The following is a 15,579-nucleotide window of genomic DNA, read 5'->3' as shown; positions in this document are numbered from 1 at the left end:
CTCACGCGGCCGTAGACTGGGCGGATGCCGAACGCCGCCCCCTCCGCCCGCTATGATTTGCCGTGGAAAGCTGCACTGACGCACGCTTTCCAGGATTTCGTGACTTCTTCTTCCCCGAACTTCATCCGCAAATTAACTGGACCAGAGCGCCACGCTTTCGCGATAAGGAACTGGCCGGCATCAGTCTCGGCGCCACGCCTGACGCCATGGTGGCCGACAAGCTGGTCGAGGTACTCTTGCACGACGGACGTGCGCAATGGGTACTGGTCCACATCGAAGTCCAGGCGCAGCGTGACGCCACCATTGCGCGCCGCGTGCTCGACTACAACTATCGGATTTTCAACGAATACGAGCAGCCGGTGGCTAGCCTGGCTCAGCTGGAGGAGTGGAGCGATGCGCTGCAGGGGGCGGAATCGCTGAAGCAGGTGTTCAAATAAAAAAACCGGGACAGCGTCTACGCACGCTGCCCCGGAAAGGGTTCTTTCTACTAGGGTACTAAGGGCTTGCCAGGAGCTTACTTCGACGCGACGGTCAGTTCGCTCTTCACTTCTTTCACGCCTGGGACGGCGGAGGCAACCTGGATGGCCTGGGTGCCGATGTCGGTGTTGGCGACGGTGCCGCTCAGGGTCACTACGCCGTCAGCAGTGGTAACGCCGATCTGTTTTTGATCAGCCAGGGAAGCCTTGATTTTGCTGGTGATAGCCTCGTCGTTGGTGGCGGTGCCGGCTTTGGCGGCGCCAGCCAGCGCTGCATCCTGTTGGCCAGCGGCGAATGCGGTTCCGGTTGCGGCAGCGGCGGTCAGGGTGGCGGCTACCATCAGGCGGGCGATCAGTTTGTTGGTCATCATGATTTGCTTCCTTTATCGAGTTTGAGGATAAAACGTCTGTGACGTTACCTACTCCTTTGCAAACCCCGTGCCAGCTCTTATTTATCCTTTGTTTTCAATGGCTTAATGCGAATTTTCTAATGGGAAATAATAACTTCATAGATTTTCAGGCCAGATTGCCACGGATTTGTCGGGAAATAGCGACGATAGCGGCAAGCTATTAATTAAGTCATTGATTTTTAAGTGTTTCGTCTTGTCGCTCGGTGGCGACATCACCGCGAAACAGGCTCGCATCCAGATTGTGTTTCTGCAGCAGACGATAGAACTCCGTGCGGTTGCGCTCGGCCAGGCGGGCCGCATCGGCAACATTGCCATCCGTGAGTTTCAGCAGCTGGACCAGGTAGTTGCGCTCGAAGCGCTGGCGCGCCTCGGTGTAACTCAGCACCTCCAGCGAAGGCACGCGCAAGGCACGCTGCACCAGCGACAAGGGGATCAGCGGTGCGGTCGCCAGCGCGCATACGTGTTCGACCACGTTATATAGCTGGCGCACATTGCCCGGCCAGGCCGAGGTGGTCAGCGCCTCCATGGCGTCCGGGGCAAAGCCGCGCACGGTCTTGTCGTATTTTTCGGCCAGCGTCTGCAGGAATTGATTGGCCAGCGGCGCGATATCCTCGCGCCGCTGCGCCAGCGGCGGCAAGGTCAGCGTGATCACATTAAGGCGGTAATACAAGTCTTCACGGAACTGGCCTTCCAGCATGGCCGCATCCAGGTCGCGGTGGGTGGCCGACAGAATGCGCACATCGACCGGCTTGGCCACGTCCGAACCCAGCTGGCGCACCACGCGCTCTTGCAGCACCCTCAGCAGCTTGACCTGCAACAGCAGCGGCATGTCGCCGATCTCGTCGAGGAACAGCGTGCCACCATCGGCTGCTTGCAGCAGGCCTTCGCGCGCGCCGACCGCACCGGTATAAGCCCCCTTGACGTGGCCGAACAGTTCCGACTCCAGCAGCGCCTCCGGAATCGCACCGCAATTAATGGCGATGAACGGGGCTTTGGCGCGCCGGCTGGCGCGGTGTATGGCTTGTGCCAGCATCTCCTTGCCGGTGCCGCTTTCGCCACGGATCAGGATGCTGGCGTCGGAGGCGGCCACCAGCCGCGCTTCGGCCAGCAGCTCGTCCATGCACTGGCTGCGGCTGATGATGGCCGAGCGCCATGCCTGGTCGCCTTCATCGGCGTGCGTTACCGGCGCCGCCAGACTCAGTGCCTGGGCGATGCGCTCCAGCAGCGTCTTGGCGTCGAAGGGCTTGGTCAGATAGGCGTAGGCGCCCAGCGTGGTCGCTTCCACTGCATCCGGAATCGTGCCGTGCGCGGTCAGCAGGATGACCGGCAGCGCCGGGTAGCTGCGGCGGATTTCCTGAAACAGCCACATGCCGTCGCGCTCCGGCAGGCGGATGTCGCTGATGACCAGACGAGGCAGCTCCATCGACAGCCGCGTCAGCGCTTCCTCGGCGCTGCCGACGGCGGTGACGCGGTAGCCGTTGGCGGTCAGCCGCATCGACAGCAGACGCAGCAGATCATCGTCATCGTCAACCAGCAGCAGATGGGCGCCCTGGCCCTGGGGTGTGGTCGTCATTTGGTCACCTGTGGCGTTGGCGCCGGGCGGGCCGGCAATGTGCGTTCGATCGTTTTCAAGCCTTCCAGCATCTCATTCAACTGGTCGATGCGGCGCTGGTTTTCTTTTTGTTGCACAGCCAGCTTGTCGGCATGTTCATATAGACGGCGCGTTTCTGCGCAATTGCTGGACAACAGCTGCGCCAGCGGGCGGTAGGGCGCAGCTTCCAGCTCGACCGAGGTGGCCACGCTGTCGAGCAGGGCTTGTGCGCGCGCCAGGTCGCCGCCACCGCGCGTCAGCATCAGCGCCATGCCCATCTGGATCGCCACGCGCGGACTGCGTTTTTGCAGACCCAGGCCACTCAATTCCTTCAGCAGTTCGCCCTGACTCATGCGGCGCAGCGACTGGTGATAGCTGAGCAGCGGGCCGATCTCATCCGGCGGCGGAGGCGGTGCGGTGACCACTTCGATCACCGGCGCAGGCATCGGCGGCGGTGGCGGATCGTCGGGTATCGGCGAGTTCAGTGTGCAGGCCGACAAGCTCAGACAGGCCAGCAGGAAAATAAGGGTATTAGATTTCATAAGGCAGTTCAATGCGGAAGTGTGCGCCTCGCTGCGAGGGCATCAGTTTCAATAGACCGCCATGCGCGGCCACGTATTCATGCACGATGGACAGGCCGATGCCGTTGCCGCGGCGCGCGCCGGCCGGCTGCCGCTGTCCCTGGTAAAACGGTTCGAAGATACGCGCCGCGTCTTCCGGCGCCACGCCTGGCCCCTGGTCGATGCAATCGAGCAGCAGCTTGCCATCCAGTTCGCCGAGGCGAAAACTGATCAATCCTCCGGGCGGACTGAAACGCACGGCGTTGGACAGCAGGTTGCCGATCGCGATCGCCATCTTGTCGGCGTCGATGGCGATCTGCGCGGCAGACCCTTCGGTGACCACGCTCAGTTGCGCGGCTTGCCATTGCAGGCGCTGGCTGTCGACAGCCTGGGTCAGCAGCGCGCCCATATCGGTTGGTTGGCGGTGCAGATGCTGTGCGTCGAAGGTGGCGGTGTTATAGCGCAGCAGCGCTTCAATCTGCGACTGCAATGCAGCAGTGTTTTGATTCAGGATGCCGGCGATCTCGCGCTGATCGGGCGATAGTGCACCGGCCACGCCATCCTCCAGCAGCGCCACGCCTTCGCGCAGCGCGGCCAATGGCGTCTTGAGCTCATGCGAGATGTGGCGCAGGAAGCGCGCTTTGTCGGCTTCCAGGTCGGATAGCCGCTGGCGCAGCCAGTTCAACTGCTGGCCGACGCGCTCCAGGTCGCTTGGACCGCGCACGACAATGGTTTGGTCGTAGCGGTTCTCGCCCAGCGTATCGATGGCTTGTTCGATCTGCGCCAATGGGCGTGACAGCCACAGGCCGAAGCCCGAGGCCAAGGCCGCCGCCAGCAGGATCGAGGCGATCACCTGGGCTTTGAGGATGGCGCGGCGCTGGTCCAGCTCGGCCAGCAGTTCGCTGTTGCGGCGTTCGACTTCATCCTTGACTTCGTCGGCCAGTTGCTGGTTCACCTCGGGCAGCGCGCCCAGCGCCTTCTCCAGGGCCTGCTGGCGCGCGCTGCGGCCACTGCCGGGACGCGACGGCGCTTGCAGAATTTGCCAGGCCTGTTCGCCGGCCAGGCGCCAGCGCTCGAACAGCTCGGCTTGCGTATAGGGCAGGGCAGCGGCAACCGTATCCAGCGAGGTGCGGGCATCGCGCCAGGCGTCGGCATAGCGCTTGCGGAAGGCGGGATCGTCCAGCACCAGGTATTGGCGGGCGCTGCGCGTCATGGCGACGCTGCGTTCCGCCAATTGCTGGGTGTGTTCGGTGAGCGCCAGCGCGTGGCGTCCGCTGTCGCGGCTGTGGGCGGCCAGGCGGTCCAGCGTCCACAGGGCATGCAGCGAGGCGGCGCTCAGCAGCACGGCAATCAGCAAAAAGACGCCCAGCAACAACTGGCGAAACGAGAGTTTCGAGAGCATCGTGGGTTAAAAAATGGCCATATTGACTGAATAATATGGCCAAACGGCCGAATTGGCCTGTTCGATTGCGCTACACGGGTTTAGGCAGCGGGGCCGACGTCCATGCCGTCGTAGGATTCGAGCTGCTGTTCTTCGGCGAATTTGTAGAATTCCTGGTTGCGCGCGTGCAGCGTATCAACCGTGTGCTTTTCCACTTTTTCGATATGCAGCCACCACAGCGCCGGCGTGTCGCCTTCCGGTTTGGAGTCGTAGATGCCGACTACCTGGTAGCCCTTGGCCGCCAGCAGCGTTTGCGCGGCTTCCAGCTTGGCCTTGTCGGCGTCGGCGAAAAAGTAACCCCATAGCAGCGGCTTGCTGATATCCCATGGCGCGTTGGCCTTCATGTCATCAAACAGCGTGACCATTTCTTCTTTGCTAATCATTGGTATTCCTTGAAGTGAGGCCGCTATTTTACCGCGTTGAAGCTGATGCTGACTTTCAGTCCATGGCTGCCGCTGGCATCGTCCAGTGTGATGGCGGCGCCGTGCAGCGTGGCGATGTCGCGTACGATGGCCAGGCCGAGGCCATGGCCGCCGGGATTGCGCTCCAGCGTGGCGGCGGCGCGGTAGAACGGCGCGAACACACGCTCACGCTCGGCAGCGGCGATGCCGGGACCATTGTCTTCCACTTCCAGCGTGACGCTGCCGGCGTTCTCGCTGACGCGCAGCGCCACCGCGCCGCCGACGGGCGTGTAGCGCAGCGCGTTGTCGACCAGATTGGCCAGCATCTCGTGCAGCAGCATCGCCTGTCCGCGCACCAAGCCTTCCTGTTCCGCTTCCAGCGACAGGTCGATCTGCCTGGCCACCGCCGCCATCGCCAGTTCCAGTCCGACCTGGCGGGCGACCGCGCGCAGCGACACCGGCGCGCTGTGCTCGCCGGCGTCGGCGCTGCGGTATTCGATGCGCGCCAGCGTCAGCAGGCGGTTGGCCAGGTTGACGGTGGAGTCGGTGGTGGCAGCCATGCTGTGCACAATTTCGCGCAGCGCAGCCTTGCTTAATTCTGGATCGGCGCCAGGCCGGTCGCATTCGCGCAGCGCCAGTTCGGCCTGGGTTTTCAGCACTGTCAGCGGCGTGCGTAGCTGGTGCGAGGCGTCGGCGATAAAGCGGCGCTGGCTGTTGATCAGCATGTGCATGCGCGAGCGCGAGCTGTTGAGGGCCGCCACCAGCGGCCGCACTTCCTTGTGCACCAGCGTCGGATCGACATCGGAGGCGTCATTCAGGCCGCGCGTTTCAACCGCGCTCTTGAGTCGCATCAGCGGTTGCAGCACCAGTCGCACTGCAAACCATACCAGCAGCGCTACCGCCGCCAGCAGCAAGGCTTGCCAGGTTAATGTGTCGAACAGGATCTGGTTGGACAGCACACGCCGCGCTTCCAGCGTTTCGCCGACCTGGATCAGCGCGATGCCGCGCATCGAATCCTCATACACCGGTTGCAGCAGCGCGGCGATGCGGATCGGCTGGCCGTTGTAGCTGGCGTGATAGAAGCGCACCAGCGCCGGATAGGCGTCGGAGCGCGGCACGTCGGCCGGTACCTGTGGCAGGTCGGCGTAGCCGGATACCGTTTCGCCGTTGATGCCAGTGACTTTGTAGTAGATACGGCCCAGCGTGTCGGTTTCGAAGCTGTCCAGCGCCACGTAGGGCACATCGGCCACCACCTTGCCATCTACCACCGACACCCGTTCCGCCAGCGCGCGCGTGGACGCCAGCAGCGAACGGTCGTAGGCCACGTCGGCCGCATCCCTGGCGTTGCGATAGACCGAGATGGTGTTCAGCGCCACCAGCACCAGCAAGGGCCCCAGCAGCCAGCGCAGCAACTGGCCGCGCAGGCTGCCCTGCATGTCGCCGGCTCGGCGGAAACGGAGCAGTTGCGGCGCCACGCCGGTCAGGCCGGTGCGCCGGTGGCGGCGCGCGGCTGTAGCAGGTAGCCGATGCCGCGTAGCGTGGTGATGACGGCGGCGTCGGGGCCGGCCATGTCGAGCTTTTTGCGCACGCGGTGGATGTACAGATCGATGGCGTCCAGGCCGGCGTCGTCGCCAAGCGAGAACACTTCATCGAACAGTTTTTCTTTCGGCACGGCGCGGCCGGTGCGGGTGATCAAGGTTTCCAGTACCGCATGCTCGCGCGGCGTCAGCGCCAGCGGATTACCGCCGTAGCTGAACATGCGGGTGATGGTGTCGAAACTGAGCGCGCCGCAGTTGTGCACCAGGATTTCGTTGCCGACGCTGCGCCGCAGCAGCGCCTTGACGCGCGCTTCCAGCTCCGCCAGCTCGAAGGGCTTGGCAAGATAATCGTCCGCGCCCATATTCAGGCCCTGCACGCGGTCCTCGACACCACCGCGTGCGGTGAGTATCAGCACCGGCGTCTTGGCGCGCGGGCCACCACGTGCACGCAGCCGCTTGAGCACCTCCAGGCCATCCATGCGCGGCAGCGTGAGATCGAGTATCACCAGCGCATAATCCTGCGTGTGCAGCAGCGCGTCGGCATCGGCGCCGTTGTCGGCGCATTCCACCGTCAGATGGGCATCGCGCAGCGCCTTGGCCAGCCAGTGCTGCAACTCGGTGTGGTCTTCAACTAACAATATGCGCATGAGGACTTGCCAGTTCGGTTAAATAAGTGCAGGGTTGAGGCCAGCATCATGGACCGGCGGAAGGCAAAAGGGAAGCCCCCGCCGTGATTGTGGTGATCTGGAGACATTGAAAGACAATTGAAAGATTGACGCTCCTATAGTGGAACCCTGATTGCAAAAATCAGACAACACATAAAATTATATTTGGAGACAATTCATGAAGCATTCCCCGTTGACCCTCGCGGTCCTGGCGCTGTGCGCGGCCGCCGGTAGCGCTCACGCCCAATCCAATGTGCAGGTGTACGGCCTGCTGGACGTCGGCATGGAAAATGCCAATAACCAGACCCCAACCGGCGGCAGCATGACCCGCGTGATCTCAGGCGGCATGAACACCTCGCGTTGGGGACTGCGCGGCAGCGAAGATCTGGGCGGCGGCCTGAAAGCGGTATTCAACCTGGAAGGCGGCATCCTGATGGACACTGGCGCGCAGGATGGCGCGCTGTTCAAGCGCCAGGCCAACGTCGGCCTGGAAGGCGCCTTCGGCCGGGTGGTGGTGGGGCGTTCGTTCACCAGCACCTATGACACGGTGATCTCTTTCGATCCGATGGGCTTTGCGCCGTACTACTCGTGGGCGACCTCTGGCCCGGCGACCGGCCCAAGCAAATACGGCTTCACCACCCAATACGACAACATCATCAAATACGCCGGCAGCTTTGGCGACTGGAAGATCGGCGCCAACTACGCCGCCGGCGAGCAGACCACCGGCACTCAGGACAGCGCCAAGATCGGCTTCACCAGCGTCTACAAAGTCGGCGGCGCCAACCTGATGGCGACCTGGGAGCGCAATAACGGCAACACCGTCGCCGCCACCGGCAATCGCGACAAAAACACCGTGTGGCACGTCGGCGCCAATTACGAGACTGGCCCGGTCAAGCTGTGGGCAGTGCTGCGCGATTACAAACTGGTGGCCGGCAAGGCGCTGACCGCCGATGTCGACGCCACTACCACCTGGGCCGGCATCGCCTACAAGACCAATGCCGTGACCACGCTGACCGGTGCGGTGTATCACGTCAACGTCAAGAACGTCGCTGCCGGCAAGGATGCTGATCCGACCATGTACGTAGCGCGCTACCGCTACGCGCTGTCCAAACGCACCGACCTGCACGTGACGGCCGCCTACGCCAAGGCCAAGAACGGCCAGTTCACCGGCCTGTCGCGCGACGATGCCGGCTATGGCACCAGCCAGCGCGGCCTGACCATCGGCATGCAGCACCGCTACTGATGAAAACCTTGCTGGCATTGATCTGCGCGCTGTGCCTGATGTGCATGGGCTTGGCGGCCCAGGCGGCAGGGCTGGAGTGCATTGTGCCGTCGAAGCCGGGCGGCGCGATGGACCTGACCTGCAAGCTGGCGCAGAAAGGCTTGTTCGGCCTGCGTGATACGCCGAACCCGCCGCCGTCGGATATGCACATCAGCTATCTGCCAGGCGGTATCGGCGCGGTGGCCTGGCATTCGCTGGTGTCCGGCCGCCGCACCGAACCGAATACGCTGGTGGCGTTTTCGGGTGGCTCGCTGCTGAATCTGGCGCAGGGCAAGTTCGGCAAGGTGAAGTCATCGGATGTGCGCTGGGTGGCGGCGCTGGGGGCGGATTACGGCATGATCGCGGTGCGCGCCGATTCGCCTTACAAAACTTTGCGCGACCTGGTGGCGGCGCTGCAAGCCAATCCGAAGAAGGTGCTGATCGGCGTATCCGGCACCATCGGCAGCCAGGACTGGGTGAAGATGGCGCTGCTGGCCAAGACCTCCGGCATCGATCCCAAAGCGCTGCGCTTCGTCGCGCTGGAAGGCGGCGGCGAAGCCTTCACCGCCATGCACGCGAATTTTGTGCAAGTGGTGTCGGGCGATGCCAGCGAGGCCGCGCTGTATTCGGCCAGCGGAAACACCCGTGTGCTGGCGGTGCTGTCCGAACAGCGGCTGCCAGGCGTACTGGCTGACGTACCCACGGCGCGTGAGCAGGGCGTGGATGTCGTGTGGCCGATCATCCGCGGCGTGTGGATGGGGCCTCATGCCTCGGACGCCGAGTATCGCCAGTGGGTTTCGCATTTCGAACGTGTGCTGGCCAGTCCGCAATTTGCACAAATGCGAGCGACATCTGGCTTGTATCCCTTCGGGCTGACCGGCGATGCGCTGGCGGCCTATGTCAAGAAAGCCGTGGATGACTACGGCAAGCGCGCCACCGAACTGGGACTGGTGCGCTGAACTAAAACCTATGGAGATTACGATAATGTTGAAACATACTGTGGCCGCCGCATGCGCGTTTTTTGCCGGTTCCGCCTTTGCGCAGGTGCCGGCGGGCTATCCTGCCGACTATCAGAAGATCATTGACGCCGCCAAAAAAGAGGGCAAGCTGGTGATCTATGGTGCCACCGACAGCAAGGCCACGCAGCCGCTGATCAAGGATTTCAGCGCCATGTACCCTGGCATTACGGTGGAATACAACGACATGAATTCCACGGAGGTGTACAACCGCTTCATCTCCGAAGTGGCGGCTGGCGGCAATACCGCCGACGCCATGTGGTCGTCCGCGATGGATCTGCAAATGCGCCTAGCTTCGGACGGCTATGCGCTGCAATATAAGTCGGTGGAAGCGGCCAAGATTCCCGGCTGGGCAGTGTGGGATGACAAAGCCTACGGCACCACCTTCGAGCCGGCCGCCATTGTCTACAACAAGCGCCTGGTCGACGCCAAGGAAGTACCGCAGACGCACGCCGACTTCACCAAGCTGATACAGCAGCCGAAGTTCAAGGACAAGGTCACCACCTACGACATCGAAAAGTCCGGCGTCGGCTTCATGTTCATGACCCAGGATGCGCGCGAGAATCCGAAATTCCTCGACATGGAAAACGCCTTTGGCGTGGCCAGGGTGCGCGTGCAGTCATCCACCGGAACCATGATGGAGCGCATCTCGTCCGGCGAGAACCTGATCGGCTACAACGTGCTGGGCTCCTACGCGCTGGTGCGCGCCAAGGCTGATCCTTCGATTGGTGTGGTACTGCCGAAGGATTACACGCTGGTGATGTCGCGCGTTTTCTTCATCAACAAGGGCGCGAAGAATGTCAATGCCGCCAAGCTGTGGCTGGATTACATGCTGTCGCATCGCGGCCAGACCATCATCGCCAATGATTCCAAGCTGTTTGCGATCCGCGCCGACGTCACCGGTGAAACCACCTCGGCGGACCTGATCAAGCAGATCGGCAAGGACAACATCAAGCCGGTGCCGGTACATCCTATCCTGCTGCAATTTCTGGGGCCTGCCAAGCGCATGGCCTTCCTGAAGCAGTGGAAAGACACCGCAGGTAAAAAGTAAGAGGCAACCACCATGCAAACACTCGCTCACTCCGGCCGGCCAGGTCGCGGCATTCGCCTCAACTGGCCGCGCGGTGTGGTGGTAACGCTGGCCGCCAGCGTTATCTTCCTGCCGCTGTTCCTGATTTTCTATCAAAGCTTTTTGAACGCGCCGTTTTTCATGCCGGCCAAGGAGCTGGGCCTGGATGCCTACCGCTTCATCTTTGAAGATCCCGATTTCGCGGTCTCCTTCAAGAACGCCTTCTGGCTGGCGGCCGGCCTGGCGCTGATCGCCGTGCCGCTGGGCGGCATGCTGGCCTTCCTGATGATACGCACCGACCTGCCGGGCAAGGGCTTTATCGCGCCGATGCTGCTGGTGCCGATCTTCGTCTCGCCGATGGTGATGGGCTTCGGCTATGTGGTGGCGATGGGACCGGTGGGCTTTTACTCGCTATGGGCCAAGGACATCCTCGGCTTCATTCCGTGGAATATCTATTCCTTCACCAGCATCGTGGTCATCGCCGGCCTGACGCACGTGCCGCACGTCTACCTGTACGCTTCGTCGGCGCTGAAAAGCCTGGGTTCTGATGTGGAGGAGGCGGCGCGCGTCAGCGGTGCCTCGCCGCTGCAAGTCATGTTCAACGTCTCGCTGCCGATGATTACACCGGCGCTGGCCTATGCGGGCGTGCTGGTGTTCTTCCTCGGCTTTGAGGTGTTCGGCCTGGTGCTGGTGCTGGGCGACCCGGAAGGCCACATGGTGCTGGCCACCTATCTGTACAAGCTGACCAACAAGCTGGGTACACCGTCGTATCACCTGATGGCGGCCGTCGCGGTGTGCCTGGTGATGGTGACCATGCCGCTGGTGATGGTGCAGCGCTGGCTGCTGAAGTCGGCCAATAAATTCGTCTCGATCAAAGGCAAGGGCGCGCGCTCCAAGGCGATGCCGCTGGGCCGCTGGAAGTGGCTGGCGTTTGCGTTGATCTTCGGTTGGCTGATGTTCACCATCATCATGCCGATGTCGGGCATCGTACTGCGTTCCTTCGTCCAGTACTGGGGGGAGGGCGTGCATCTGGGCGATGTGCTGACCTTGCAGCACTTCCGCGAGATCCTCGATCAGCCTGCGCTGGTGCGCGGCATCTTCAACACGGTGCTGATCGGCGTGATCGGCGGCGCCTGCGCGGTGATCTGCTATTGCGCCATCGCGCTGGCCATGCACCGCAAGCCGGACATGATTACCCGCTTCCTCGACTACAGCGTGCTGGTGCCGCGCGCCGTGCCTGGCCTGCTGGCCGGCCTGTCCTTCTTGTGGGTGTTCCTGTTTGTGCCGAGCTGGCTGGATGGCATATTGCGCGGTATGGACAACGGCTTGGCGCTGTGGCTCAGCGAACAGGCGATACCGGTGCTGCGCTCTTTGCGCTCGACCATCTTCGCGCTGTGGCTGGCGTATTCGGTGGTGTGGCTGGCCTACGGCATGCGATTGATTTCGACCGCGCTGCTGCAAGTGGGGCCGGAACTTGAAGAGGCGGCGCGCGCGGTTGGCGCCACGCGCGGCAAGGTGACACGCGATGTCACTGTCCCGCTGATCAAGTACGGCTTGCTGGGAGCCTGGCTGATGGTGTTCCTGATCTTTGAACGCGAGTATTCGACCGGGGTGTACCTGCTGTCGCCGGGGACCGAGGTAATCGGCGCGATGCTGGTGTCGCTGTGGGCCACCGGCTCCACCGATCTGGTGGCGGCACTATCGTTCATCAACATCTCGCTGGTGGCGATCGGCCTGGGTGTCGCGCTGCGTTTCGGCGTCAAGCTGCACAACTAAGAGAACTATTATGAAACGAGACATCATGACCAACGAACTGACCGTCAACGAGCTGCACCTGGACTATGGCAGCGGCGCCAGCGCCAATCCCATCCTGAAGGGCGTCTCCATGCATCTGCAAAAGGGCGAAGTGGTGGCACTGCTGGGGCCATCCGGCAGCGGCAAGACCACGCTGTTGCGCGCTGTGGCCGGGCTGGAAAGCCCGAAGGCCGGCACCATTGACATCGGTGAGCGCAATGTTTACGACGGCACGCGCGGCTTCGAGATGCCGGCCGAGAACCGCAACCTGGGCCTGGTGTTCCAGTCTTATGCGCTGTGGCCGCACAAGACCGTGTTCGAGAACGTCGCCTATGGCCTGAAGCTGCGCAAGCTGGGCGCCAGCGAGATCAAGGACAAGGTCGGCGACGTGCTGAAAAACCTCGGCCTCGGCCATCTGGCGGAACGCTATCCGCACCAGCTGTCCGGTGGCCAGCAGCAGCGCGTGGCGATTGCGCGGGCGCTGGTCTACAACCCGCCGGTGATCCTGCTGGACGAGCCGCTGTCCAACCTGGACGCCAAGCTGCGCGAGGAAGCGCGCGCCTTCCTGCGCGAGCTGATCGTGCGCCTGGGACTGTCGGCGCTGATGGTCACGCACGATCAGGCCGAGGCGATGGCGATTTCGGACCGCATCCTGCTGCTCAATAACGGCAAGATCGAGCAGCAAGGCACGCCGCAAAGCATGTACGAAACGCCGGACAGCCTGTTCACGGCGGAGTTCATGGGCAGTAATAACCGTGTGTCGGCGCGGGTGGTGCAGCGCGACGGCGTGCATGTGCAGCTGGATATCAATGGCGCGCGCCTGCAGGCCACCGCGCGCGGCGCCGGCGCGGGCGAGGGCACGACCATCATCCGCGTGGAGGAAGTCAAAGTCAGCGCGGAACAGGTGGATAACGCCATTGCACTGCCGCTGCTGACCTGCATGTACCTCGGTGACCGGTTTGAGTGCCTGTTCAAGGACGAAGGCAGCGGTGCCACCTTGCGCGCCTATTCCAAGTACCGGCTGGATGCGGGACGCTACTGGCTGCAGCTGCCCAAGGAAAAGCTCTGGGTATTCTGAGGAGGAAATCCAGAACGGGAAAGGCGGCGCCGCAATCGTGCGGGCCGCCTTTTTTATTGTTTTCTGCTAAAAATGGTGGTTTTTTGAGAGAATTCCCCTAAAACCGTGCGCATCTTTCGATAAGGAACAACAAAACAGTTGCTTTGTATCCATTTTTTGAGGCGAACTAGCTGAACCGTAGTTTATAATTTGAAAAGTACGCTAGCTGACATATTCTGGAACATCTAATCACATGCGCTCCCCTGGCGTTCGATTCTCTATCGCCCGGCACGCCCAATGGGCGCCCGGCCTGACCTCCCATGAAGCATGGGCCGCCTGGTCTAAGGCGCCGTTTGCCATCGCTCCCGGTGAAGAGCCGGGTGTGAAGGCGATGCCGCCGATGCTGCGCCGGCGCGCCGGCTTCCTCGGCAAGATGGCGCTGGAAGTGGCGTATCAGTGCCTGGATGGCCGTGGCGATGTTCCCACTGTATTCTGTTCGCGCCATGGCGACGTGACGCGCGCGGTGGAGCTGTTGACCGATCTGGCCAAAGGCGAAGCGCTGTCGCCGACGGCTTTCGGCATGGCGGTGCATAACGCGATTCCCGGCCTGTTCACCATTGCCCGCGCAGACCGCGCCAATCACATCGCGCTGGCTTCCGGTGCGGCGACCATCGAGCATGCGGTGATTGAAGCCTGTGGCCTGCTCGCTGACGGGGCGCCTGCGGTGCTGCTGGTGGCCTGCGATTGTCCGCTGCCGGAGCTGTTCACGCCATTCGAGTCCTGCGAAGAACAGCCTTTTGCGTGGGCATGGCTGATGACTGACGGTAATGATGATGGCGAAGCGATGGCGCTGAACTGGAACGCCTGCGACGACGTGCCGCAGGACGACCTGCCGGGCGGCCTGCGCGTGGCGGCCTTCCATCACAGTGGCGCGCGCAGCATGGAACGCTGCGATGGCCGCCTGCGCTGGCATTGGAGCCGCGATGCTTGAGGCGCTGCTGGTGCGCCTGGGACTGTACTGGAGGGTGGTTGCGACAGGTTTGAGTTTTGTGGTGTTTGGCGTCGGCGGCCTGATGCTGCGGCTGGCTGTGTTCCCGTTGCTGAACCTGATGGTGCGGCGGCCCGAACGCCGGGTAGCGGCGGCGCGCACGGTGATACGCCGCGCCTTCCGCGCCTATGTGGACCTGATGCGCGCACTGGGCGTGCTGCGCTACGAGATCAGCGGACTGGAAAAGCTGGAGCGCGGCGGCTTGCTGATCCTGGCGAACCACCCGACGCTGATCGATACCGTGTTCCTGATGGCCTTCGTCAAGAACGCCGACTGCATCGTCAAAGGCGCGTTGTGGAACAACCCGTTCACGCGCGGACCGGTGCGGGCTGCGGGCTACATCAATAACGAGGGCGGTGCGGAGCTGGTGGACGACTGCATCGCTTCGCTGGAGCGTGGCAATAACCTGATCGTGTTCCCGGAGGGAACGCGCACGCCGGGCAATGGTGTCATCAGCATGAAACGCGGCGCAGCCAATATCGCGGTGCGCGGTGCGCGCGATATGACGCCAGTGCTGATCCGCTGCGAGCCGGTCACGCTGGGCAAGGGCGAGAAATGGTGGCGCGTGCCGCCGCGCCGGGTGCTGATGCGCATTGATGTGCAGGATGATGTGGCGGTCAGCCGCTTTACCGAAGGCGGCGCCAGCGAAGTGATGGCGGCGCGGCAGCTGACCGAGTTTTTACAAAATTATTTTACGGGGAAGTATCAAAGCCATGCTTGAACTGGAAGTGAAGGAACTGATTATCGATGTGCTCCAGCTGGAGGACATTACGCCCGACGATATCGACAGCGCGGCGCCGTTGTTCGTCGAAGGCCTGGGCCTCGATTCGATCGATGCGCTGGAGCTGGGTGTGGCGCTGCAAAAGAAGTACGGGATCTCTCTGTCCGCAGATTCGGAAGATACCCGCCGTCATTTCGCCTCGGTGCAGGCGTTGGCTGCGATGATTGAAAGCCATAGAAAAAAGTAAGGGGTTGTCCATGATTGACTTGAGCGAAATGAATAAAGAGCAGCTGCAGACCTGGGTGGTCGATCTGCTGGCTGATATGTTTGAACTCGACAAGGCTCAGCTGACGGCCGAGTCGAACCTGTATTCCGATCTGGATATCGACAGCATTGACGCGGTCGATCTGGCGGTGAAGCTGAAGCAACTGACCGGCAAGCGCTTGCAGCCGGAAGTGTTCAAGACCATCCGTACCATCGGTGACGTGGTCGATGCGCTGGCCGGTATGACGGAGCAGGCAGCATAAGTAC

17 protein-coding genes are annotated in these 15,579 nt (G+C 62.4%); 10 read left to right on the top strand and 7 right to left on the bottom strand.

Features of this window, described 5'->3' with window-relative positions; genetic code table 11:
* Nucleotides 1–62: 62 nt before the first annotated feature.
* Nucleotides 63–437, top strand: a complete 375-nt coding sequence (locus KW842_RS07925; protein WP_218303537.1) for a hypothetical protein — start codon at nt 63–65, stop codon at nt 435–437.
* Nucleotides 438–514: 77 nt separating this feature from the next.
* Here KW842_RS07925 and KW842_RS07920 read toward each other — a convergent pair whose 3' ends face one another.
* The 7 genes from KW842_RS07920 to KW842_RS07890 form a co-directional block, all read right to left on the bottom strand.
* Nucleotides 515–847 (bottom strand): BON domain-containing protein, encoded by a 333-nt coding sequence (locus KW842_RS07920; RefSeq protein ID WP_218303536.1) that lies wholly within the window; start codon nt 845–847, stop codon nt 515–517.
* Between the two features lie 208 nt (nt 848–1,055).
* The gene (locus KW842_RS07915; RefSeq protein WP_218303535.1) at nt 1,056–2,459 is read right to left on the bottom strand and encodes a sigma 54-interacting transcriptional regulator; all 1,404 of its coding nucleotides are present in this window, start codon (nt 2,457–2,459) and stop codon (nt 1,056–1,058) included.
* The gene (locus tag KW842_RS07910; RefSeq protein ID WP_218303534.1) at nt 2,456–3,019 is read right to left on the bottom strand and encodes a hypothetical protein; all 564 of its coding nucleotides are present in this window, start codon (nt 3,017–3,019) and stop codon (nt 2,456–2,458) included. Before KW842_RS07910 ends, KW842_RS07915 begins: the two co-directional genes overlap by 4 nt.
* Nucleotides 3,009–4,439 (bottom strand): sensor histidine kinase KdpD, encoded by a 1,431-nt coding sequence (locus KW842_RS07905; RefSeq protein WP_218303533.1) that lies wholly within the window; start codon nt 4,437–4,439, stop codon nt 3,009–3,011. Before KW842_RS07905 ends, KW842_RS07910 begins: the two co-directional genes overlap by 11 nt.
* A gap of 80 nt (nt 4,440–4,519) precedes the next feature.
* Nucleotides 4,520–4,861 carry a ribonuclease E inhibitor RraB gene (locus KW842_RS07900; protein WP_218303532.1) on the bottom strand — a complete coding sequence of 114 codons (342 nt, stop codon included), beginning with the start codon at nt 4,859–4,861 and terminating at the stop codon, nt 4,520–4,522.
* A 23-nt stretch (nt 4,862–4,884) separates the two neighbouring features.
* A complete protein-coding gene (locus tag KW842_RS07895) occupies nt 4,885–6,315 on the bottom strand; it encodes a sensor histidine kinase (protein WP_218303531.1) in 1,431 nt (476 codons plus the stop codon).
* Nucleotides 6,316–6,359: 44 nt separating this feature from the next.
* Nucleotides 6,360–7,064, bottom strand: a complete 705-nt coding sequence (locus tag KW842_RS07890; RefSeq protein ID WP_218303530.1) for a response regulator — start codon at nt 7,062–7,064, stop codon at nt 6,360–6,362.
* 196 nt (nt 7,065–7,260) lie between these two features.
* Between KW842_RS07890 and KW842_RS07885 the strand changes: the two genes are divergently transcribed.
* The 9 genes from KW842_RS07885 (at nt 7,261) to KW842_RS07845 (ending at nt 15,575) form a co-directional block, all read left to right on the top strand.
* Nucleotides 7,261–8,325, top strand: coding sequence for a porin (locus KW842_RS07885; RefSeq protein WP_218303529.1), 1,065 nt, complete (start codon nt 7,261–7,263; stop codon nt 8,323–8,325).
* Complete coding sequence (locus KW842_RS07880) at nt 8,325–9,302, top strand: tripartite tricarboxylate transporter substrate binding protein (protein ID WP_218303528.1); 978 nt, start codon at nt 8,325–8,327, stop codon at nt 9,300–9,302. The genes KW842_RS07885 and KW842_RS07880 overlap by 1 nt, the downstream gene beginning before the upstream one ends.
* A 25-nt stretch (nt 9,303–9,327) precedes the next feature.
* Nucleotides 9,328–10,410, top strand: a complete 1,083-nt coding sequence (locus KW842_RS07875) for an ABC transporter substrate-binding protein (protein ID WP_229223556.1) — start codon at nt 9,328–9,330, stop codon at nt 10,408–10,410.
* 12 nt (nt 10,411–10,422) lie between these two features.
* Nucleotides 10,423–12,204, top strand: coding sequence for an iron ABC transporter permease (locus tag KW842_RS07870; protein ID WP_218303526.1), 1,782 nt, complete (start codon nt 10,423–10,425; stop codon nt 12,202–12,204).
* Nucleotides 12,205–12,214: 10 nt separating this feature from the next.
* Nucleotides 12,215–13,300: an ABC transporter ATP-binding protein gene (locus tag KW842_RS07865; RefSeq protein ID WP_229223555.1), complete on the top strand. Its 1,086-nt coding sequence runs from the start codon at nt 12,215–12,217 to the stop codon at nt 13,298–13,300.
* A 232-nt stretch (nt 13,301–13,532) separates the two neighbouring features.
* Entirely contained in the window at nt 13,533–14,270 is a 738-nt protein-coding gene (locus tag KW842_RS07860) for a beta-ketoacyl synthase chain length factor (RefSeq protein ID WP_218303525.1), read from the top strand.
* Nucleotides 14,263–15,048, top strand: a complete 786-nt coding sequence (locus KW842_RS07855; protein ID WP_218303524.1) for a 1-acyl-sn-glycerol-3-phosphate acyltransferase — start codon at nt 14,263–14,265, stop codon at nt 15,046–15,048. The genes KW842_RS07860 and KW842_RS07855 overlap by 8 nt, the downstream gene beginning before the upstream one ends.
* Complete coding sequence (locus KW842_RS07850) at nt 15,041–15,295, top strand: phosphopantetheine-binding protein (protein ID WP_218303523.1); 255 nt, start codon at nt 15,041–15,043, stop codon at nt 15,293–15,295. The genes KW842_RS07855 and KW842_RS07850 overlap by 8 nt, the downstream gene beginning before the upstream one ends.
* 28 nt (nt 15,296–15,323) lie before the next feature.
* Nucleotides 15,324–15,575, top strand: coding sequence for an acyl carrier protein (locus tag KW842_RS07845; protein ID WP_373925153.1), 252 nt, complete (start codon nt 15,324–15,326; stop codon nt 15,573–15,575).
* Nucleotides 15,576–15,579 lie beyond the last annotated feature (4 nt).

It is taken from the genome of Duganella sp. sic0402, from assembly GCF_019219065.1.
Classification (GTDB): Bacteria; Pseudomonadota; Gammaproteobacteria; order Burkholderiales; family Burkholderiaceae_D; genus Rugamonas.
This window is presented reverse-complemented; position numbering and strand designations above follow the sequence as displayed.